This window comes from Paenibacillus sp. FSL H7-0942 (genome assembly GCF_045040715.1).
Lineage (GTDB): Bacteria > Bacillota > Bacilli > Paenibacillales > Paenibacillaceae > Paenibacillus > Paenibacillus amylolyticus.
In genome coordinates this window covers 6110459-6132808 of sequence record NZ_CP150279.1, presented here as the reverse complement: position 1 = coordinate 6132808, position 22350 = coordinate 6110459, and the positions used below count along the sequence as shown (strand labels likewise).

General features: G+C 47.4%; 10 protein-coding genes, 13 tRNA genes and 4 rRNA genes. 26 read left to right on the top strand and 1 reads right to left on the bottom strand.

Annotated features, from left to right (window positions below; translation table 11 throughout):
• Nucleotides 1-70 precede the first annotated feature (70 nt).
• The 18 genes from MHI48_RS26905 (at nt 71) to MHI48_RS26820 (ending at nt 7131) form a co-directional block, all read left to right on the top strand.
• The gene (locus tag MHI48_RS26905) at nt 71-301 is read left to right on the top strand and encodes a hypothetical protein (protein WP_017692114.1); all 231 of its coding nucleotides are present in this window, start codon (nt 71-73) and stop codon (nt 299-301) included.
• A gap of 467 nt (nt 302-768) precedes the next feature.
• Nucleotides 769-2321, top strand: a 16S ribosomal RNA gene (locus tag MHI48_RS26900).
• A gap of 158 nt (nt 2322-2479) precedes the next feature.
• Nucleotides 2480-2596: ribosomal RNA gene (rrf, locus tag MHI48_RS26895) — 5S ribosomal RNA — on the top strand.
• Nucleotides 2597-2632: 36 nt separating this feature from the next.
• Nucleotides 2633-2709: transfer RNA gene (locus MHI48_RS26890), tRNA-Ile, on the top strand.
• Between the two features lie 21 nt (nt 2710-2730).
• Nucleotides 2731-2806, top strand: a tRNA-Ala gene (locus MHI48_RS26885).
• A gap of 206 nt (nt 2807-3012) precedes the next feature.
• Nucleotides 3013-5938: ribosomal RNA gene (locus MHI48_RS26880) — 23S ribosomal RNA — on the top strand.
• A gap of 79 nt (nt 5939-6017) precedes the next feature.
• Nucleotides 6018-6134, top strand: a 5S ribosomal RNA gene (gene rrf / locus MHI48_RS26875).
• The 16S, 23S and 5S rRNA genes sit together here with 13 tRNA genes alongside, the layout of an rRNA operon.
• A gap of 84 nt (nt 6135-6218) precedes the next feature.
• Nucleotides 6219-6294 (top strand) — tRNA-Asn (locus MHI48_RS26870).
• Nucleotides 6295-6297: 3 nt separating this feature from the next.
• Nucleotides 6298-6370: transfer RNA gene (locus MHI48_RS26865), tRNA-Thr, on the top strand.
• Between the two features lie 10 nt (nt 6371-6380).
• A tRNA-Glu gene (locus MHI48_RS26860) sits at nt 6381-6452 on the top strand.
• A 7-nt stretch (nt 6453-6459) separates the two neighbouring features.
• Nucleotides 6460-6535, top strand: a tRNA-Val gene (locus MHI48_RS26855).
• 9 nt (nt 6536-6544) lie between these two features.
• Nucleotides 6545-6619 (top strand) — tRNA-Gln (locus MHI48_RS26850).
• 9 nt (nt 6620-6628) lie between these two features.
• Nucleotides 6629-6704: transfer RNA gene (locus tag MHI48_RS26845), tRNA-Lys, on the top strand.
• A 6-nt stretch (nt 6705-6710) separates the two neighbouring features.
• Nucleotides 6711-6791, top strand: a tRNA-Leu gene (locus MHI48_RS26840).
• 10 nt (nt 6792-6801) lie between these two features.
• Nucleotides 6802-6876 (top strand) — tRNA-Gly (locus MHI48_RS26835).
• 8 nt (nt 6877-6884) lie between these two features.
• Nucleotides 6885-6961, top strand: a tRNA-Arg gene (locus MHI48_RS26830).
• 14 nt (nt 6962-6975) lie between these two features.
• Nucleotides 6976-7049, top strand: a tRNA-Pro gene (locus MHI48_RS26825).
• Nucleotides 7050-7060: 11 nt separating this feature from the next.
• Nucleotides 7061-7131 (top strand) — tRNA-Gly (locus MHI48_RS26820).
• Between the two features lie 234 nt (nt 7132-7365).
• On the opposite strand, the gene MHI48_RS26815 is transcribed toward MHI48_RS26820, so the two are convergent.
• On the bottom strand, nt 7366-7713 hold the full coding sequence (locus tag MHI48_RS26815) for a WGxxGxxG family protein (RefSeq protein WP_339195711.1): 348 nt from the start codon (nt 7711-7713) through the stop codon (nt 7366-7368).
• 577 nt (nt 7714-8290) lie between these two features.
• Here MHI48_RS26815 and ppc point away from each other — a divergent pair.
• The 8 genes from ppc (at nt 8291) to ectB (ending at nt 21944) form a co-directional block, all read left to right on the top strand.
• On the top strand, nt 8291-11083 hold the full coding sequence (gene ppc, locus MHI48_RS26810) for a phosphoenolpyruvate carboxylase (RefSeq protein WP_036668150.1): 2793 nt from the start codon (nt 8291-8293) through the stop codon (nt 11081-11083).
• A gap of 260 nt (nt 11084-11343) precedes the next feature.
• Nucleotides 11344-11910 carry an RNA polymerase sigma factor SigW gene (sigW, locus tag MHI48_RS26805; protein WP_036614044.1) on the top strand — a complete coding sequence of 189 codons (567 nt, stop codon included), beginning with the start codon at nt 11344-11346 and terminating at the stop codon, nt 11908-11910.
• A gap of 136 nt (nt 11911-12046) precedes the next feature.
• Entirely contained in the window at nt 12047-12661 is a 615-nt protein-coding gene (locus tag MHI48_RS26800; protein ID WP_036614042.1) for a zf-HC2 domain-containing protein, read from the top strand.
• A gap of 315 nt (nt 12662-12976) precedes the next feature.
• Nucleotides 12977-13813, top strand: a complete 837-nt coding sequence (cdaA, locus tag MHI48_RS26795; protein ID WP_017692119.1) for a diadenylate cyclase CdaA — start codon at nt 12977-12979, stop codon at nt 13811-13813.
• On the top strand, nt 13806-15296 hold the full coding sequence (locus MHI48_RS26790; protein ID WP_405142254.1) for a YbbR-like domain-containing protein: 1491 nt from the start codon (nt 13806-13808) through the stop codon (nt 15294-15296). Before cdaA ends, MHI48_RS26790 begins: the two co-directional genes overlap by 8 nt.
• Before the next feature lie 72 nt (nt 15297-15368).
• Nucleotides 15369-16709, top strand: coding sequence for a phosphoglucosamine mutase (gene glmM / locus MHI48_RS26785; protein WP_405142252.1), 1341 nt, complete (start codon nt 15369-15371; stop codon nt 16707-16709).
• A 922-nt stretch (nt 16710-17631) separates the two neighbouring features.
• Nucleotides 17632-19464, top strand: coding sequence for a glutamine--fructose-6-phosphate transaminase (isomerizing) (gene glmS, locus MHI48_RS26780; RefSeq protein ID WP_036668148.1), 1833 nt, complete (start codon nt 17632-17634; stop codon nt 19462-19464).
• Nucleotides 19465-20660: 1196 nt separating this feature from the next.
• A complete protein-coding gene (gene ectB / locus MHI48_RS26775) occupies nt 20661-21944 on the top strand; it encodes a diaminobutyrate--2-oxoglutarate transaminase (RefSeq protein WP_047841662.1) in 1284 nt (427 codons plus the stop codon).
• The last annotated feature ends 406 nt before the right edge of the window (nt 21945-22350 follow it).

The window sequence follows — 22350 nt, the reverse complement described above, 5'->3', positions numbered from 1 at the left end:
ATGCACGGGGTGTTGCATGAAACTTGTGTAAGTGTGATAAAGAGGCTATGCACAAAAAAGGAGAACTCTAATGCTGGGTATGTTGTTTAACGAGAAGGAATGCAAGGAACTAGACTATGTGCTGCGTAAAGAATTAGATGAGATGCTTTTCGATCTAAGTGATAATCGTCTTGACCAAGAGATCAAATATGCTATCGCGAGCCGATATAAGACTGTGTTCCGCATGTATGCACGCTTTGCCCCGCCAAAAGAGTTGTCCAAGTATGCCAGAGGTGGGAAGCTGAAAAAGTCGAAGCCATAATGCTGAAGCTGGTCATATATTCGATTTACAGTAGTGGAAGTGAGGTGCGGCTCTTCATAGCGGGTGCTGTACCTCTGAACTATGAGAATGTGAAATTGTTAAGAGTTTCATTCTTTTTGTCGAAAAAAGGTTGACCTTTCTAATTTCATATGGTAAATTAATTTTCGTTCCTTTTTTAGGAGCGGTTCACCGAAACAAGCATGAAAATAAAGCGATTGAAAATAATGCTTGCAAAGAGAACTTCAACATGATATATTATAAAAGTCGCCGCTGAAACGACGACAACATGAAAAACAGCACTAAATTGAATGTTTGATCTTTGAAAACTGAACAACGAGTGAGTAAACATTCTGCTTGCAGAATGAACGCGAAAGTTTGAGACAAGCCTTGGCTTGAATTGACTGGAGCACAAATGAGATTTTTAATCTCGTCAGATTCAAAATGAGCTTATCGCTCTTTTCAATACTTTATTGGAGAGTTTGATCCTGGCTCAGGACGAACGCTGGCGGCATGCCTAATACATGCAAGTCGAGCGGAGTTGATAGGAAGCTTGCTTCCTTGATACTTAGCGGCGGACGGGTGAGTAACACGTAGGCAACCTGCCCTCAAGTTTGGGACAACTACCGGAAACGGTAGCTAATACCGAATAATTGTTTTCTTCGCCTGAAGGAAACTGGAAAGACGGAGCAATCTGTCACTTGGGGATGGGCCTGCGGCGCATTAGCTAGTTGGTGAGGTAACGGCTCACCAAGGCGACGATGCGTAGCCGACCTGAGAGGGTGATCGGCCACACTGGGACTGAGACACGGCCCAGACTCCTACGGGAGGCAGCAGTAGGGAATCTTCCGCAATGGGCGAAAGCCTGACGGAGCAATGCCGCGTGAGTGATGAAGGTTTTCGGATCGTAAAGCTCTGTTGCCAGGGAAGAACGCTTGGGAGAGTAACTGCTCTCAAGGTGACGGTACCTGAGAAGAAAGCCCCGGCTAACTACGTGCCAGCAGCCGCGGTAATACGTAGGGGGCAAGCGTTGTCCGGAATTATTGGGCGTAAAGCGCGCGCAGGCGGTCATTTAAGTCTGGTGTTTAATCCCGGGGCTCAACCCCGGATCGCACTGGAAACTGGGTGACTTGAGTGCAGAAGAGGAGAGTGGAATTCCACGTGTAGCGGTGAAATGCGTAGATATGTGGAGGAACACCAGTGGCGAAGGCGACTCTCTGGGCTGTAACTGACGCTGAGGCGCGAAAGCGTGGGGAGCAAACAGGATTAGATACCCTGGTAGTCCACGCCGTAAACGATGAGTGCTAGGTGTTAGGGGTTTCGATACCCTTGGTGCCGAAGTTAACACATTAAGCACTCCGCCTGGGGAGTACGGTCGCAAGACTGAAACTCAAAGGAATTGACGGGGACCCGCACAAGCAGTGGAGTATGTGGTTTAATTCGAAGCAACGCGAAGAACCTTACCAGGTCTTGACATCCCTCTGATCGATGCAGAGATGTATCTTTCCTTCGGGACAGAGGAGACAGGTGGTGCATGGTTGTCGTCAGCTCGTGTCGTGAGATGTTGGGTTAAGTCCCGCAACGAGCGCAACCCTTATATTTAGTTGCCAGCACTTCGGGTGGGCACTCTAGATAGACTGCCGGTGACAAACCGGAGGAAGGTGGGGATGACGTCAAATCATCATGCCCCTTATGACCTGGGCTACACACGTACTACAATGGCCGGTACAACGGGCTGCGAAATCGCGAGATGGAGCCAATCCCAACAAAGCCGGTCTCAGTTCGGATTGCAGGCTGCAACTCGCCTGCATGAAGTCGGAATTGCTAGTAATCGCGGATCAGCATGCCGCGGTGAATACGTTCCCGGGTCTTGTACACACCGCCCGTCACACCACGAGAGTTTATAACACCCGAAGTCGGTGGGGTAACCGCAAGGAGCCAGCCGCCGAAGGTGGGATAGATGATTGGGGTGAAGTCGTAACAAGGTAGCCGTATCGGAAGGTGCGGCTGGATCACCTCCTTTCTATGGAGAATCGTTTCCTGCAACGGAAACATTCAAATAAGCAGGTTCTAAGAACCTGCAACAGCGATTCATTTCGGTACGTCACTTCGGTGTGGATGAAATGAAGAGCAAAAGCAACTCACTCGTTGCTCAGTTTTGAGAGCTCAAACTCTCAAACGTTTGGTGGCGATAGCGAAGGGGTTCCACACGTTCCCATCCCGAACACGACCGTTAAGCCCTTCAGCGTCGATGGTACTTGGACCGCAGGGTCCTGGGAGAGTAGAACGCCGCCAAGCGTAACCCATTTTGGGTTCAAATAGTATATGTAATGTGGGCCCTTAGCTCAGTTGGTTAGAGCGCACCTCTGATAAGGGTGAGGCCGGTGGTTCGAGTCCACCAGGGCCCACCATCTATACCTTAAACTTTATATGGGGCCATAGCTCAGCTGGGAGAGCGCCTGCCTTGCAAGCAGGAGGTCAGCGGTTCGATCCCGCTTGGCTCCACCAAAAATGTTTTACAAGTTTGTTCTTTGAAAACTAGATATCGAAACGAAACAAACGCGAATTAGAACATTCCTTTAAGCTGAACTTGTGCAAACAAGTCAAGTGTATAAAGGTAGTTAAATTGCTTTTGTGAGGGTATCGGGTGAGAGCGACTTTTGGCTTTGCGCAAGCAAAACAAGGGAAGCGAGCGACCGAAACCGGAACAAAATGGTTAAGCTACTAAGAGCACACGGAGGATGCCTAGGCGCTAGGAGCCGATGAAGGACGTGGCGAACAACGAAACTGCCTCGGGGAGCTGTAAGCAAGCTTTGATCCGGGGGTGTCCGAATGGGGAAACCCAGCTGGGGTAATTTCCAGTTACTCATAACTGAATACATAGGTTATGTAGAGGCATACCAGGGGAACTGAAACATCTAAGTACCCTGAGGAAGAGAAAACAATAGTGATTCCGTCAGTAGCGGCGAGCGAACGCGGAGAAGCCCAAACCAGAGAGCTTGCTCTTTGGGGTTGTGGGACGTCTCACATGGAGTTACAAAGGAACCGGTTAAGCGAAGAGGTCTGGAAAGGCCCGCCAAAGAAGGTAAAAGCCCTGTAGTTGAAAGTCTGTTCCCTCCGAGACGGATCCCGAGTAGTGCGGGGCACGTGAAACCCCGTATGAATCCGGCAGGACCATCTGCCAAGGCTAAATACTTCCTAGCGACCGATAGTGAAGCAGTACCGTGAGGGAAAGGTGAAAAGCACCCCGGAAGGGGAGTGAAATAGAACCTGAAACCGTGTGCTTACAAAAAGTCAGAGCCCGTTTTAGGGGTGATGGCGTGCCTTTTGTAGAATGAACCGGCGAGTTACGTTCCCGTGCAAGGTTAAGGTGAAGAGCCGGAGCCGCAGCGAAAGCGAGTCTGAATAGGGCGAATTAGTACGTGGACGTAGACCCGAAACCGGGTGATCTACCCCTGTCCAGGGTGAAGGTGCGGTAACACGCACTGGAGGCCCGAACCCACGCATGTTGAAAAATGCGGGGATGAGGTGGGGGTAGCGGAGAAATTCCAATCGAACTCGGAGATAGCTGGTTCTCCCCGAAATAGCTTTAGGGCTAGCCTCGGAAAACAGAGTCGTGGAGGTAGAGCACTGATTGGGTGCGGGGCCCGCAAGGGTTACCAAGCTCAGTCAAACTCCGAATGCCATAGACTTACTTCCGGGAGTCAGACAGTGAGTGCTAAGATCCATTGTCAAAAGGGAAACAGCCCAGACCATCAGCTAAGGTCCCCAAGTGTGTGTTAAGTGGGAAAGGATGTGGAGTTGCACAGACAACCAGGATGTTGGCTTAGAAGCAGCCACCATTGAAAGAGTGCGTAATAGCTCACTGGTCGAGTGACTCTGCGCCGAAAATGTAACGGGGCTAAACACACCACCGAAGCTATGGCTTGATGCTTTGCATCAGGGGTAGGGGAGCGTTGTATAAGGGTTGAAGGTGTACCGTAAGGAGCGCTGGACATTATACAAGTGAGAATGCCGGTATGAGTAACGAAAAGATCAGTGAGAATCTGATCCGCCGAAAGCCTAAGGGTTCCTGAGGAAGGCTCGTCCGCTCAGGGTAAGTCGGGACCTAAGGCGAGGCCGAAAGGCGTAGTCGAAGGACAACAGGTCGAAATTCCTGTACCACCGTAAGCCGTTATGAGCAATGGGGGGACGCAGTAGGGTAGTGACGCGGACTGATGGATGTCCGTCTAAGCAGTAAGGCTGATGTGTAGGCAAATCCGCACATTGTAAGGCTGAGCTGTGATGGGGAGCGAAAATTATAGTAGCGAAGGTCATGATCTCACACTGCCAAGAAAAGCCTCTAGCCAGGTGATGGTGCCCGTACCGCAAACCGACACAGGTAGGCGAGAAGAGTATTCTAAGGCGCGCGGAAGAACTCTCGTTAAGGAACTCGGCAAAATGACCCCGTAACTTCGGGAGAAGGGGTGCCCCGGTAGTGTGAATAGCACGAGGGGGCCGCAGTGAAAAGGCCCAAGCGACTGTTTAGCAAAAACACAGGTCTGTGCGAAGCCGTAAGGCGAAGTATACGGGCTGACGCCTGCCCGGTGCTGGAAGGTTAAGGGGAGTGGTTAGGAGCAATCCGAAGCTGTGAACCGAAGCCCCAGTAAACGGCGGCCGTAACTATAACGGTCCTAAGGTAGCGAAATTCCTTGTCAGGTAAATTCTGACCCGCACGAATGGCGTAACGACTTGGGCGCTGTCTCAACGAGAGATCCGGTGAAATTTTAATACCTGTGAAGATGCAGGTTACCCGCGACAAGACGGAAAGACCCCATGGAGCTTTACTGCAGCTTGATATTGAATTTGGGTACGATCTGTACAGGATAGGTGGGAGCCTTTGAAGCATGAGCGCCAGCTTGTGTGGAGGCAACGTTGGGATACCACCCTGATCGTATCTAGGTTCTAACCTGGTACCGTAATCCGGTGCGGGGACAGTGTCAGGTGGGCAGTTTGACTGGGGCGGTCGCCTCCTAAAGAGTAACGGAGGCGCCCAAAGGTTCCCTCAGAATGGTTGGAAATCATTCGAAGAGTGCAAAGGCATAAGGGAGCTTGACTGCGAGACCTACAAGTCGAGCAGGGACGAAAGTCGGGCTTAGTGATCCGGTGGTACCGCATGGAAGGGCCATCGCTCAACGGATAAAAGCTACCCTGGGGATAACAGGCTTATCTCCCCCAAGAGTCCACATCGACGGGGAGGTTTGGCACCTCGATGTCGGCTCATCGCATCCTGGGGCTGAAGTAGGTCCCAAGGGTTGGGCTGTTCGCCCATTAAAGCGGTACGCGAGCTGGGTTCAGAACGTCGTGAGACAGTTCGGTCCCTATCTGTCGTGGGCGTAGGAAATTTGAGAGGAGCTGTCCTTAGTACGAGAGGACCGGGATGGACGTACCGCTGGTGTACCAGTTGTTCCGCCAGGAGCACCGCTGGGTAGCTATGTACGGACGGGATAAACGCTGAAAGCATCTAAGCGTGAAGCCCCCCTCAAGATGAGATTTCCCAGTATGTAAGACCCCTTGAAGACGACGAGGTAGATAGGCTGGGGGTGGAAGTGCAGCAATGCATGGAGCTGACCAGTACTAATCGGTCGAGGGCTTATCCAATAGCAAGTTGTAATTCGCATGTTTCGTTTCGAATCTAGTTTTCAGAGAACGATCTCTGAAATGTAAGCTAAGCTATGCGTTTGGTGGCGATGGCGGAGGGGTTCCACACGTACCCATCCCGAACACGACCGTTAAGCCCTCTAGCGCCGATGGTACTTGGACCGCAGGGTCCTGGGAGAGTAGGACGCCGCCAAGCGAACTCTTTCATCATACATAGAAAACAGGCTCTGCATGTGGACGTTGTACGATGAATTGCATTTGCCCTGCAAATGCATATTATTCCCTGATAGCTCAGTTGGTAGAGCACTCGACTGTTAATCGAGTTGTCACAGGTTCGAGCCCTGTTCGGGGAGCCATTTGCTCTCATAGCTCAGTAGGTAGAGTGCATCCATGGTAAGGATGAGGTCACCGGTTCGATCCCGGTTGAGAGCTTTGGAAATGGGGCCCGTTGGTCAAGGGGTTAAGACACCTCCCTTTCACGGAGGTAACAGGGGTTCGAATCCCCTACGGGTCATATAGTTGGAGGCTTAGCTCAGCTGGGAGAGCATCTGCCTTACAAGCAGAGGGTCGGGGGTTCGATCCCCTCAGCCTCCACCATATTTTTATTGGGGATTAGCCAAGCGGTAAGGCAACGGACTTTGACTCCGTCATGCATAGGTTCAAATCCTATATCCCCAGCCATTTTAGTATGAGTCATTAGCTCAGTTGGTAGAGCACCTGACTTTTAATCAGGGTGTCGAAGGTTCGAGCCCTTCATGACTCACCATCATATGCGCGTGTGGCGGAATTGGCAGACGCACTAGACTTAGGATCTAGCGTCTTTGACGTGGGGGTTCAAGTCCCTCCACGCGCATCCTTTATTTGCGGAAGTGGCTCAGCGGTAGAGCATCGCCTTGCCAAGGCGAGGGTCGCGGGTTCGATTCCCGTCTTCCGCTCCAATATTTTTGCGCCCTTAGCTCAGCTGGATAGAGCGTTTGACTACGAATCAAAAGGCCGGGAGTTCGAATCTCTCAGGGCGCGCCATTATTTTTTAGTATCGGGATGTAGCTCAGCTTGGTAGAGCACCTGGTTTGGGACCAGGGGGTCGCATGTTCAAATCGTGTCATCCCGATTTTTGTTTATGCGGGTGTAGTTCAATGGTAGAACTTTAGCCTTCCAAGCTAATAGCGTGGGTTCGATTCCCATCACCCGCTTACAGGATATAATGAAAGACCCTTTGCAGATGCAGAGGCTTTTTTATTTTTATTAACGTAAGAATTAGCAGTTATTTTATGTAATATTTTATATAAAGTACAGTACAGGTTTATTTAAAAAAGAGCCAAGACCTCCCTACTTTAATAGTAAAGGGGTCTTGGCTCTTCTGTTTACCTCTGTGGATGAGCTGCCTCTAAGACGTAGCAGCTATTGTATAGTGAAGAGCGCACAATTTAACGTTCGTTGTGGTCCGTCACTCTTTTACGCATGCCTGCTAATCCAAGCAGTCCCAACAAACCAAGCCAGCCCCAATCCATGCCGTTGTCACGGTCGGTTGTTGTGGCGTTTGCCCGAACATTGTTGGTACGATAGTCACCATTGTTGCGGTAGTTTCCATCCATGTTCATATTCATGTTAGAATTAGTTTTTGTGCGGTCCATGTAGTTGGTGTCCTGATAAGACCGGACACGTGAGCCGGTTGTATCCATTCCTTTGGACATATGACCATCAGCAGCAGCAGGGCCAGCCATCGCGGCCACCAGAAGCACGGAAGCAATAATTGTTGTACCTTTCTTCATCATGTGGATTCCTCCTTTTTAGTAAGAGCTACAGATTAATCTGCCCAAGAAGACAAGTACAATATGTAGAAAAAGTCTGTTAAGATATACCTTTGAGTCCAATTGAATAACAACATACATAAGAAACTTGCCTAGTAAGCAGACTGTAGTGGGAAGAAAATTATAATTACACCTTTAATTTATTGCGTCACTGTGGTAAAGTATACAAAAGCTTGCTTTGCCGGTCATGTTTCTTTGTATATCATCTGTTCTCAAACAATGAAATTATGCGGTTTAACCTTAATATCAGGTACATGGGATCATATCTAAAAGAACTGTATATTTATGAGTTTTTAAGAATAGGTATGAGACTTTTGATTTATCTAAAGTACGTGAAAAAGGTATCATGCGACAGTATATGACCATTAATTGAAGCAGAACAAGAAAATGAATAAAAAAGCGTGTTTTTGTGCTGTAAATCGGGGATAATCCCCATTTTTTCTAGTAGAAAAATAAAGATTTTCGTACCATTTTATTGTATGATGTTATGAAGGTGTCAAATTTACGTGTACGAATGGAACGATCAGATGGGAGGATAAGCATGACTGAAACTATGGTAACCGCCAGCAAAAGCCAATCCAACAACCTGCTTCGGCGAGACGTGCGGTTCCTGGGCAATATACTCGGAGAAGTTCTTGTCCATCAAGGCGGCACGGAGCTTCTAGATATCGTTGAGAAGATTCGGGAAACGAGCAAGTCGTTGCGTGCAGAATTTCTGCCAGAACTCTATGCAGAGTTCAAAACGATGATCCAGGAATTAGACTCGGACAATCGTCACCAGGTTATTCGGGCTTTCGCTATTTATTTTCAATTAGTTAATATTGCTGAACAAAACCATCGGATCCGGCGTAAACGGGATTATGAACGTTCTGCTGGGGACGCTGTGCAGCCAGGATCGATTGAGAAAGCAGTACAGGATCTTAAGGAACGTGGACTGTCTCATACAGAGGTGGAAGAGATTCTCGACGATTTGTCGTTGGAACTCGTTATGACAGCTCACCCAACCGAAGCTATGCGCCGGGTTATTCTGGACATCCATAAACGGATATCCGAAGATGTCATGTCACTTGATAATCCTACGCTGACGTTGCGTGAACGTGAACAGTTGCGTGAGAAGCTGCTGAATGAGGTTATTACACTCTGGCAGACAGATGAACTTCGCGACCGCAAACCGACTGTACTCGATGAAGTGCGGAACGGGATGTATTACTTTCATGAAACGTTGTTCCACGTACTTCCGGATGTATATCAGGAGCTGGAACGCTGCCTGAACAAATTTTATCCTGACCATGACTGGCATGTGCCGACGTATTTGCGGTTCGGTTCCTGGATCGGTGGAGACCGGGATGGAAATCCTTCGGTAACTTCAGATGTAACATGGCAGACGCTGTTGATGCAACGCAAGCTCGCTTTACGTGAATACCAACGGATTATGATTGAACTTATGGGCCATCTCAGCTTCAGCACAAACATCATTCATGTATCGGATGAGCTGGTGCAGTCGATTGAGCAGGATCGTAATTCTGTTACATTGAAAAAAGTGGATATCTGGCGGAATGAAAAAGAGCCATACCGCATCAAATTGGCTTATATGATTGCCAAGCTGAACAATGTACTGGATGAAAACAAATTAGGTCAGCCTGACCGTTATCATAGCGCACAGGATTTGATTGATGAACTGATGATTATTGATCGAAGTCTGCGCCATCATTTTGCCGATTACGTAGCAGATACGACCATTCGCAAAATGATTCGTCAAGTCGAGTTGTTTGGTTTCCATACCGCAGCATTGGATGTGCGTCAGCACAGTAAGGAACATGAAAATGCGATGTCGGAGATTTTGGCGAAAATGAACATTGTAGAAGATTATGCGCGTCTGACTGAAGACGGTAAAATCGATCTGCTTGCTCGTTTGCTGGATGATCCACGTCCGCTTACTTCTCCTTATCACCAATACACGGAGGGAACCAAAGAGTGTCTGGAAGTCTTCCGTACCATCAAACGTGCCCAGAACGAATTTGGGAACGGCTGTATCACAAGTTACCTGATCAGTATGACGCAGGGCGCAAGTGATTTGCTGGAGGTTATGGTATTTGCCAAAGAAGTGGGCTTATTCACCAAAGGTCACAACGGTGACGTTGTATCTACACTTCAAGCGGTACCGCTGTTTGAAACGATTGATGATCTACATGCGGCTTCGGACATTATGCAGAAGCTGTTCAACCTTCCTGTATACCGCGCAAGCGTAAAAGGACGGAATGAACTGCATGAAATCATGCTTGGTTATTCAGACAGTAACAAGGATGGCGGCGTGGTTACAGCCAACTGGGAATTGCGTGTAGCAATGAATGCCATCACGGCTGTAGGTAATGAACACGGCGTTAAGCTGAAGTTCTTCCATGGACGTGGCGGGGCTCTTGGACGTGGCGGCATGCCACTCAACCGCAGTATTCTTGCTCAACCACCACATACGATTGGTGGGGGCATCAAGATTACGGAGCAGGGAGAGGTTATTTCTTCCCGTTATTCCCTTCAGGGGATTGCATACCGCAGTCTGGAGCAGGCAACTTCGGCTCTAATCACAGCAGCACTTAATGGGCTTGAGCCGCAAGAGTCAGCATCCGAACGTCATTGGGACAGCATCATCAAAGAGATTTCGGAAGTATCTCTGACGAAATATCAGGATCTGATTTTCCGTGATCCAGACTTCTTCACCTTCTTCAAAGAATCAACGCCGCTTCCGGAGGTTGGTGAGCTGAATATTGGTTCTCGTCCATCCAAGCGTAAAAATAGCGATAAGTTTGAAGATCTGAGAGCGATCCCTTGGGTATTCGCCTGGACTCAAAGTCGTTATCTGCTTCCGGCATGGTATGCGGCAGGAACAGGATTGCAAAGTTACTATCAGGATAAAGAGGAAAATCTGGTTGTCCTGAAAGAAATGTATGCAAGCTTCCCATTCTTCCGTACATTAATTGATACGGTACAGATGGCCGTAGCCAAGGCTGATTTGGTCATTGCCAAAGAATATTCAGCCATGACTTCGAACAAGGAAGCCCGTGATCGCATCTACGGTCAGATTGAAGCCGAATTCAAGCTCACAAAAGAGCTGATTCTGAAAATTACCGGAGAAGCTGAAATTCTGGATGATGTACCGGTTATTCAAGAATCCATCCGCCTTCGTAACCCTTATGTGGATCCGTTATCCTACATGCAGGTTCAACTTCTGAGCGAGCTCAGAGATATGCGTGAACGTGGTGAGGATGATACGGAACTGCTTAGAGAAGTGTTGCTGACAATCAATGGAATCGCTGCAGGACTTCGTAATACAGGTTGATTATCAATTTGTTGTGAATGATGATTATATGTAACAAAGTACCCATTACTTTGTTAACTAAAAAGCTCTATTCTCTGCTCTACGGAGTAAGAGATGAAACGGGACTCCTGCGGGAGTTCCCGTTTTTACTGTTTTTGGCGGATATTTGTCATACAGTCTTGATTTTTGACCAAAGTTGATTTACGATTTGATTGGTGAATTACAAGTGTGGACGGGTATCAGAAGACGGAAGACCCATCAGCATGTCTGGGGGAATAAGGGTGGACAATTTGGAGAATAGGCTTATTAAACTGGTGCTCAAGGGCGACCAGAGAGCCTTTGCAGAAATCGTTGAACTATATAAGGACAAGCTATTTCATTTGGCATACCGGATGCTGAACAATCGTCATGAAGCTGAAGACGTTGTGCAGGAGACGTTTTTGCGTGTGTTTCGTAATATGGAGAAGTACGATCCGAACCAGAAGTTCTCAACCTGGATATACCGGATCGCAACGAATCTGTGTATTGACCGACTGCGCAGAAAGAAACCTTCATACTCATTGGATGCTGAACTGAATGATCAGGAAGGATCTGATGGTTATGCGATGCTCCCGAGTGATGATCGTACACCGGAGAGTGAAGCGCTCCTGTCAGAAACGCAGACACTCATTCGTGAGGCCATTGACAGTTTGCCAGCCAAGTATAAGTCCGTTATGATTCTGAGATATTTACAGGACTTGTCGCTACAGGAAATCAGTGATGTGACAGGTATGCCCGTAACAACGATCAAGACACGCGTTCATCGGGGCCGTGATTTTCTACGTAAAAAATTGGAGTATAAGTTATAAATGTTAAGCGCCTTTAAATATGGGCGAAATTATTTGAAACATATCCGAAACGGATGCGTATGTAATGTATGCAAGTCTTATGCGTGCTTTTTAATGGCACATGGACTAAGTGATTTAAGAAAGGATTGGCTCTCATATGGATTGCAACTCGGCCGTCTCTTTAATGCATGAATGTTTGGATGAGTCGTTGTCCCCGGCCCAGAAGGTTGAACTGAAAAGTCACCTTGTGATCTGTCCGGATTGTCGCATGCGCTTTAAAGAGTTGGAACAGACGGAAATGTTACTCTTTGCCATGAAACACTATTCACCGTCTGCCTCTGATGAGCTGACCAATCGAATTATGAATGCTCTGCCCCAGCCCAAGAGACAGCAAGCATGGCTCAAATGGGTCAAAGGACATCCCGCGCTGACGGCGGCAGCCTTCTTTTTGGTCGTGATGCTCTTTAGCGCCTTGAATTTCTGGAATCAGAATAACGAAATGGTTGTTAAGGGAAATAATCTGGACCAGATCGTGATTCAGGGTAACACGGTTATTGTTCCTGAAGGTAAGTCAATTGCAGGCGATCTTACGATAGAAAATGGAACCGCACAAGTATATGGTGATGTGAACGGCAATCTGACGGTTATCGACGGACAACTGTTTCAGGCTTCAACGGCGCATATTTCAGGTCAGGTGAAAAGTATTGATCAGGCGCTGGACTGGTTCTGGTACAAAATAACCAATATGGTAAATGAAGTGGCTTATCGCTAGAACAGGGTAAAATTCTTCAATGGTATATACCAAGCAGGGTACCTCCAGATTGCATGGGGTACTCTTTTTTTATACGCAAACTTTGTAATTCATGGTAAATGTGATGTTTATGTGCAGTTTGAGACTGCCGTAACTTGCAACCTGAACGTTAACGTTATAACCTAGATACTAAAGAGAACATACTACTACATATAGATAAGCATTTTGCACAAATCAAATAATGCAAAAATGCGGAGACAAAGGATTATATAAAATCCTAATGGGTTAATATGAGATCAGGGTTTACTCATCAATGGGGATAGCGGGGGCTGGCTTATGAATTATTTTGCTGACTTAACGTGGACAGAGTCCATTAAGGACGTTATCGATATATTGATCGTTACCTATATTATGTACAAACTGATTTTGCTTGTGCGGGGGACACGTGCGGTTCAGCTCCTAAAAGGGATTCTGTTCCTTGTGCTGATCTGGGCATTAAGTACGTGGCTAAACTTGTATACGCTCAAATGGTTAATGAACCAGATGTTTACGTTTGGTGTCGTTGCGGTCTTCATTATCTTTCAGCCGGAACTACGTCGTGGTCTGGAGCAATTGGGACGCGGTAAGCTGTTTGGACGTTCAGCGGCAGCGAGTGATGAAGAACTAACCGTGTTAATTGGTGAGATTATTAAGTCAGTTAATTATTTGTCACGGCGTAAAATTGGCGCTTTGGTCGTATTTGAACGTGAAACAGGTCTGAACGATTACACGGAATCGGGCATTAAGATGCACTCTCTGGTCAGCTCGGAGCTGATGATTAACATCTTTATTCCAAATACACCGCTCCATGATGGAGCCGTTATTATACAGGGAAAACAGATTTCGGCGGCAGCTTGTTATTTGCCATTATCAGAGAATCCTTTTATCAGTAAGGAATTGGGAACACGCCACCGTGCAGCAATCGGTATTACCGAAGTTGCAGATGCGATCTGTTTGGTTGTCTCCGAGGAGACAGGACAAGTGTCACTGGCAATGAATGGACAGGTCGTTCGTGATATTAAGGAAGAATCGCTGATTGCCAAACTGTATGAGGAGTTGCGCCCAACATCCAATCTGAAAAAGAATGGCTGGACAACCTTCTGGAAACGGAAGGGAGGACGTAACAATGGATAAGTGGTTTAACAATAATAACTTTGCCAAAATACTTGCACTTGCGGTGAGCCTGCTGCTCTGGTTCATGATTCATCTGGATGAAGTACCAACCACCCCTACGATTACAACAGGGACAACCAACAAGGTTGTGGAACGTACGGTGCCTGTTCAACCTTATGGATTAGACAGCACTAGCTATGTGCTCACTTCATTAAGTACGGATGAGGTCCGGCTGGAGATCAAAGGACAGCGCTCGATGCTAACATCGATTTTTACGAATGATGATTACAAGGTACTGGTCGATCTGAGTCAGGTGAAAGATGGGTCCAATACACTGCCACTTGTACCTGATCTGCCTTCCGGGGTAGAAGTGGTCAGCATGGAACCTTCAATGGTTACGGTGAACGTAGAAAAATTGGGCACCAAATCCTTCAATGTGAATATTGTACCCGAAGGGGAACCATCCGCCGGATACAGCGCTGGAACGCCCGTAACTGAACCTTCGACGCCGGTTAAGGTAACTCTGCCCGAAGGGCAACTCGAGGCTGTAGCGAAGGTCCAGGGCAGTGTGAGCGTGAAAGATGCCAAGGAAGATGTCATACAGAAAAAAGTGAAACTTCAAGCCTACGATGCTGAAGGTAAGGTCCTTGAAAATGCGATTATAACGCCTCAAACGGTTGAAGTCCGAGTTCCAGTCAATCAGCCCTATACATCTGTACCCTTAAGAATCAAATATTCGGGACAGCTTCCGGAAGGCCTGGTACTCTCCACGGTAGAGCCAAACGTGAAAGAAGTCTCGGTTTATGGATCAGAGGATGCGCTTGCAGGTATACAGTCCTACGACCAAGTAACCCTTGATCTTACACAGTTTGATCAGTCGGGTACATCGACAGTTAACGTGGACTTGACGCCGCCTTCCGGTTTTGAGAAAATCGAGCCTAGTTCGATTCAGATCAAGGTAACCATATCACCATTTGACGAGGCAGAGGAGACAACCAAAGTCTTTCCGAACGTCCCCATCACACTTACCGGTGCGGGGAATGGACTGGAAGGGACGCTGGTTACGCCTCGAAGCGGCGGTCTGAACCTCACACTTACAGGCTCAGCAAGTATGCTTGAGGGTCTGAGTAGTGATGATCTCACGTTAACCGGGGATCTTGCTGGACTTGCGGTCGGAACGCATGAGATCAAGCTTGAAGCCGACCTGCCCCGTTATGCCAAACTGGATGAATCATCCACTGCATTAAGTGCGACGGTCAAAATTAGCGAAAAGGCTGAAGATACCACGACCACTCCTGGCGAAGAACCGACGGACGAGGGAACGGTAGCACCTGACCCAACACCAGCCGAGGTTGAAAATGGGGAAACAGAGCCTGTTCCTGATGAAGAAGAAACGGAATCGAATACGGATACTCAGGATCAGGGCCAACAGGGGAGCACAAGCAGTCGAGGTAATTTAAATAATAACAGCGGTACTGGCAGTAAAAGTGGCGCTAATCCGTAAACGTTCTAATTTTAAAATTCTCAAAAAATAATAATAGTGCTCGTATATGATGCGAATAGAAGGAGTTAAATCATGGGGAAATATTTTGGTACAGACGGTGTAAGAGGGGTTGCCAATAAAGAGTTAACGGCAGAGCTGGCTTACAGCATTGGACGTTGTGGTGGTTACGTGCTTGCAGGTGGTGTGGAAAGACCAAAAGTGGTTATCGGCATGGATACTCGTATCTCGGGATTGATGTTGGAATCCGCACTGGTTGCAGGTCTGTTGTCCATTGGCGCTGATGTGATCCGTCTGGGCGTTGTATCCACTCCGGGAGTGGCGTATATTGCACGTTTTTTGAAAGCTGACGCGGGCGTGATGATCTCGGCTTCCCACAATCCGGTTGAGGATAACGGAATCAAGTTCTTTGGTGGAGATGGCTTCAAGCTGTCTGATGAAACAGAGAACCGGATTGAAGAACTGATGGATGCGGAGACAGATCAATTGCCACGGCCAGTTGGTGGCGGGCTGGGTACTGTAACGACAGATGAAGAATCCCGTTATCGTTACCTTGATTTCCTGAAAACGACTGTAAATGAATCGTTCTCTGGACTTAAAATTGTTTTGGACTGTGCAAACGGAGCAGCTTATGAGCTGGCACCAAAATTGTTCAGTGAACTAGGTGCAGAAGTCATTGCCATTGGCGCTGAGCCTAACGGCCTGAATATTAATGAGCAATGTGGATCAACTCATCCAGAGAACCTGAAACAAGAAGTGCTCAAACATAAAGCGGATCTGGGTCTTGCTTTTGACGGGGATGCAGATCGTCTGATTGCTATTGATGAGACAGGCGCTGAGGTGGATGGAGATTTCATTCTGTGTATTTGTGGAGATGCGATGAATCGTGCAGGCAAGTTGAAGGACAGTACTGTTGTATCAACCGTTATGAGTAACATCGGATTCTACAAAGCAACAGAGAAACTTGCACTGAAAACAGCTAAAACGGCAGTAGGTGATCGTTATGTGATGGAAGAAATGCGTCGCGGCGGTTACAACTTGGGTGGAGAACAATCTGGCCATGTTATTTTCCTGGATTACAATACAACTGGAGACGGTATGCTGACTGCGATTCAACTCGTGGATACGCTCAAGGCTTCCGGTAAAAAACTGAGTGAACTAAAAGCGCTAATGACCCAGTACCCACAAGTATTGGTGAATGTGCGTGTTGAAGATAAGAGCAAATACGAGGGTAATGCTGCAATCGAGCAAGCTATTGCTACAGTAGAACAACAACTCGGGGATAATGGACGTGTACTCGTTCGTGCTTCAGGTACTGAATCTCTGATCCGTGTTATGGCGGAAGGACCAGATAAAGACGAACTTGAACAATTTGTGTCTCAAATCGCAGATGTGGTGCAAAAAGAGCTGGTATAGGACCGGAAGAAATCCCATGTGCATACGGTTTTCTAAAGGGAATTGTTGTGTATAAAGGGTATGATATAACAGGATTTAGGACATATAGTGCGTGTTCAAAAAGTCTGGTTTTCAGTACCGAGAAGATGGAATGAAGATAGAAATGGAGTAGCGGAGCGTAGGGAAACTACGTGAGCAACGGACATTTCGGCTGAATTTCATATTCGATGCTGATTATGCCAATAGGCATGATTCGTAATCAAAAGCGGACTTTTTGAATTTCCTCTAAAGATGGATATTCCTGCGTCCCGGCCTGATGAGACCATAGGTCCGTTTATCCGGTCGGGATTGTAGGTAAATATGCTAAAATTGTCACAGGTACTTTGCTCCATTGCAAAATGGACCTGACGTGCATATAATGAGTGGAGTCGTCATTCAGACACAGAAAGTGAGGAACGTAAGGTTACAGTTATACAAGCGCCAGAGCTTGGAGTTGCGCGGGATGATGTTGATCAGGATTTCTTCTAGGTTGAAGAACGCTGATTAAGATCAACGGCAATCAAGCTGACGAGGTGGAGGTGTTCGGATTGTTCGGCGGGGACCTCCCGGTGAAGCACCAGAGCCGTAAACCGGATTGCGGAAAATGGATAGGTGACTGTCCACACAACGCGCCGGTGCAGGTGCAAGAGTTAAACTAAAATTCAAATGAATGTGCGTGAAGAGCGTAAACAGTACGCGGACGGGAAAATGATGTACATTCATGATTGCATTCATTACAGCTTATGATGACAGCGGGGCGACACGAGGTCGCTCTGATCATTGATAATTGAATAAGTACCAAGTATTCATGAAACGCTAGGCAATCACTCATTTTTCCGATATGCCGCCTCTGCCTGTTTCTCTTCGTGACACAGTATTCATATACAAACGGAGGAAATAAATTATGTGCGGTATTGTTGGATATATTGGTAATAAGAACACTCAGTCGGTATTGGTTGAAGGATTGAAGAAACTCGAGTATCGTGGTTATGATTCTGCAGGTATCGCAGTATTCACACCGGAAGGTCTGCAAATCACGAAAGCTCTTGGTCGTCTTGCGAACCTTGAAGCCAAGCTGGATGGTGCACCACTGGTAGGTAATGCCGGAATCGGACACACACGTTGGGCAACTCATGGTAAACCATCGGATGAGAACTCTCATCCACACACAGATGGAAGCCAGAAGTTCTCTGTTGTGCATAACGGTATTATTGAGAACTACCTGGATCTGAAGGACGAATTGATGGCTCAAGGTCACACGTTCACTTCCGAGACAGATACTGAGGTTATCTCTCACTTGATCGCACGTGAATACAATGGTGATATCGTCAAAACAGTTCAAAAAGTGATCACGTTGTTGCGTGGCGCATTTGCACTGGGTGTATTGACAGAGCATGAGCCAGAGAAACTCGTAGCAGTGCGTCAAGCAAGCCCATTGATTATTGGTATTGGTGAAGGCGAGAACTTCATTGGTTCCGACATCCCGGCAATTCTGGAACATACACGTAACGTGTACATTCTGAATGATGGCGAAATGGCTGTATTGACACATGATGCTGTCGAATTGATGACGATTGAAGGCAACTTTATTTCTCGGGAAATGATTCGTGTCGATTGGGATGCTGTAACCGCAGAAAAAGGCGGATTTGAGCACTTCATGCTGAAAGAAATTCATGAGCAACCAAAAGCATATCGTGATACTATGCTGGGTCGCATCGATAATGAAGGCAAAAAAGTTCAACTTCCTGAGTTGAAAATGACTGAAGAACAAATTAAAAATATCCGTAACGTTCAAATCATTGCATGTGGTACAGCGTACCATGCAGGTCTGGTTGGACGTACAGTGATTGAGCAATTGGTACGTATTCCGGTTGAAACAGATGTGGCTTCCGAGTACCGTTACCGTTCCCCAATCGTGCACAAAGATACACTTGTAATTGTAGTGAGCCAATCCGGTGAAACTGCCGATACGCTTGCTGCATTGCGTGAAGCACAATCCAATGGTGCACATGTACTGGCAATCACAAACGTAGTGGGCAGCTCCATTGCACGTGATGCAGATGATGTTATCGCAACATTGGCAGGTCCTGAAATTGCAGTAGCTTCTACCAAAGCGTATACTTCGCAATTGATCGCGTTTAACTTGCTTGGTCTGTACCTTGCACAAGTTCGTGGTACTCAATCTGCAGAAGAGATTGAACACACGCTGGCAGCAATGCAAGCATTGCCTGAGCAAGTGGAATCCATGTTGGAGCAAGCGGAAGCAATCAAAGGATATGCAGAGCAAATCTCCAAACATGAACATCTCTTCTTCATTGGCCGTGGTCTTGACTATGCAGTAGCTCAAGAAGGATCTTTGAAGCTGAAAGAGATCTCTTATATTCACTCCGAGGCGTATGCTGCGGGTGAGTTGAAACATGGTACGCTTGCATTGATCGAAGACGGTATCCCTGTTATTGCCCTGGCAACGCAGGAGAACGTACTTGAGAAAACAGTGAGCAACATTAAGGAAGTAAAAGCACGTGGCGCAGATGTATTGGCAATTACGTATGAAGAGCACGTAGCACCATTGCTGAAATCCGTAGACCAAGCGTTTGCGATTCCTAAGACGCTGCCACTGCTTAGCCCTGCTTTGTCTGTAGTTGCGCTGCAATTGCTGGCATACTATGCTTCCCTGGCACTGGGTCATGATGTAGATAAACCACGTAACCTGGCGAAAAGTGTAACGGTTGAGTAAGGTAAGGAATTCAGTAAACTAATAAAGTATGGACAAAATAATGGTCCTGATGACTCTAAGTCATCAGGACTTTTTTGATGTTTCAGGAGGGTGGTTCTGAATATTAGAACCACCTTATTTGTGTTTTTGCATTGTAAATTGCGGTCAGTCATTGAACGAAAATCCACCAGATTATAGAGCACCTTAGGAAGAGTACTTTTTGTAATTCTCACATTGAAATATTCTTCGTGCACGAATGTAATCAATTTCTTAAAGAGAGTCCTTAACATTCGCAACTCGTAAGTGCAAATATATCCCCAAGAAGGATGCGGATCGGGCATAAAAGATCATTTGAATGGTAAAGGAAGATGACTGAACGTGACGGGTACATCTTTCAGCAACTCACAAAATGGTATGCCAAGAAGCAACAATGCGCTCGATGAAGAAGCTTATTACGCGAAGTAAAATTATTGACCGTTCAATTCGGACTCAGAACGCGATTGTAATCTGCATGTAAATGAGTGAAGGACATCGGAAAGCGTATAAGGGAAAACCTCACCTACGGTTTGATGAGGAGGAGAAGAATATATTTACCCTTTACTCTAACAGAGGCGTAGAGAAGAAGGCGTGATACAAAACGATGTCGGCTACCATCCGTGTGGACGCTGTGGCCAGTTTCCAGCCAGGCTTTCAGAAATTGGTCAGGTAATCATGTTAAGTTATTACAAAGTGCAAGGAATCGGAACACCGGCAAAGAATATTTAAAGGGAATATGTACCAAATTTACCTGTTAAATGACTGAATGTCAACACTCGTCGAATTCCTCGATTGATGTCAAATCATTCCCAACGTTTCTTCTACATTCGCTCTTTTTAACGAAAAATGTTAACACATAATGTTTTATGAACCAAATTTAACAATATAATGACTATATTTAACAAAAATTTCACTATACATTCTTGTAAATTTTGATATAATTCAACCTAGGTCTTATTCCCTATTATTCTAATAAATGGAATTGTAGGGTTTTTTATACCCATCCAAGCTGTGTGCGAGAGACCAGTATACTGGCTAACCAACAAGCCGGCATGTGGGGACCAACAATTGTGGAAAATGACAGCCTAGAATATGTTACTCCATGACGTCAGAAGGTTTAGAAAGGAAGGTTCGGATAGATAGAGCCAACCTTATCCCAATTCCGATGGAGGATGAAGCGAGTGAGCATTTTTGAAAAGCTGGAATCCAACGTAAGATCTTACTGCAGAAGCTTTCCGGTGGTATTCGACCGGGCCAAGGGAGACCTTTTATATTCTGAGGACGGAAGAGCATATATTGATTTCTTTGCAGGTGCCGGGGCACTCAATTACGGCCATAACAACGATTATATTAAAGACCGGGTTCTCGATTACTTGACCTCCGACCGGATTATGCACGGTCTGGATATGTATACAATGGCCAAGCGTGAATTCATCCAGAGCTTCTCCGAGCGGATCCTGGAGCCGAAGAAGCTGAATTACAAGCTTCAATTCTGCGGTCCAACAGGGACGAATGCGGTGGAAGCGGCCCTGAAGCTCGCACGCAAGGCGAAGAAGAGAAGTGGAATATTCGCATTCATGGGTGGCTTCCACGGCATGTCGCTCGGCAGTCTGTCGGCGACAAGCTCCAAGTCCATGAGAGAAGGGGCGGGGCTTCCTCTGGACGGAGTTACGTTCATGCCGCACCCGAGCGGGGCTTTCGCAGAAATGGATACGCTCGGTTATATCGAGAATATCCTGACTGATTCGCACTCCGGAATCGACAAGCCGGCCGCGATCCTGCTTGAAACGGTACAAGCCGAAGGCGGAATTCACGTTGTCGACGCACAGTGGCTACGTGAGCTGCAGCAGCTTTGCCGCAGGCACGATATTCTGCTCATTACAGACGAGATTCAAGTAGGATGCGGCCGGACAGGCGAATTCTTCTCCTTCGAACGTGCGGGGATCGAGCCGGATCTCATTACCCTGTCGAAGTCGATCAGCGGGTACGGCCTGCCAATGTCCCTCCTGCTGCTGAAGCCCGAACTGGATATCTGGACGCCGGGCGAGCACAACGGCACCTTCCGCGGCAACCAGCTGGCTTTTGTGGCCGCGAAGGCTGCTCTCGAGTTCCGGGACAGAACCGAACTGGAAGCTCAGGTGAAGCAGAAGGAAGAATATGTGCGCTCGTTCCTTGATCAAGAAATTAAGCCTCTGCATCCGTCCATCGCCATCCGCGGACTCGGCCTGATCTGGGGCATTGACGTCTCGGGGTTCATGGATGAAGCCGGGGCGAAGCGGGTGACGGATATCAGCTTCGAGAACGGGCTCATCATTGAAAGAGCCGGCAGAGGAGATTGTGTGCTGAAGATCATGCCTCCGCTGACCGTCTCGATGGAGCATCTGGCCGCCGGCTGCGACATTATCAAGTCCAGTATGCAGCGGGTTATCTCTCAGGAGACCAAGGATTTGTTAGTAACGACCTAAGCTTGGCCAAGCCGATGGCCGCCCCCGGCAAGAGGCATGAAAGTGCCTTCCGGAGGGCGTGCGGACTTGATGTTAAGGTAGCGCTTTCACCTCATGCTACCTGCTGTAACGTCAATCAGCAAGGAATTCTCCGGCAAACCAAGGGCAGTCCCGTTCGTGCCATACGGAGCATTCTTTGAGCCTCATGCAGTACCCTCGTTAAATTTAATCGTCAGGAAAAGCTCACTACCCCGCAGCCGAATCTTTACTTATCCACACCAGGGCTGTGGGGGAATAATCAAATCGTACATAGAGTGTATCAATACCCCTTAAACATAGGCTTCGTCAAAGGTAGCTCGGGTACCAAATCAGGAGGTACGATCGACTTCCTGCTGGGCGGCCGGAACCCTGCGGCAAGCCTTACATC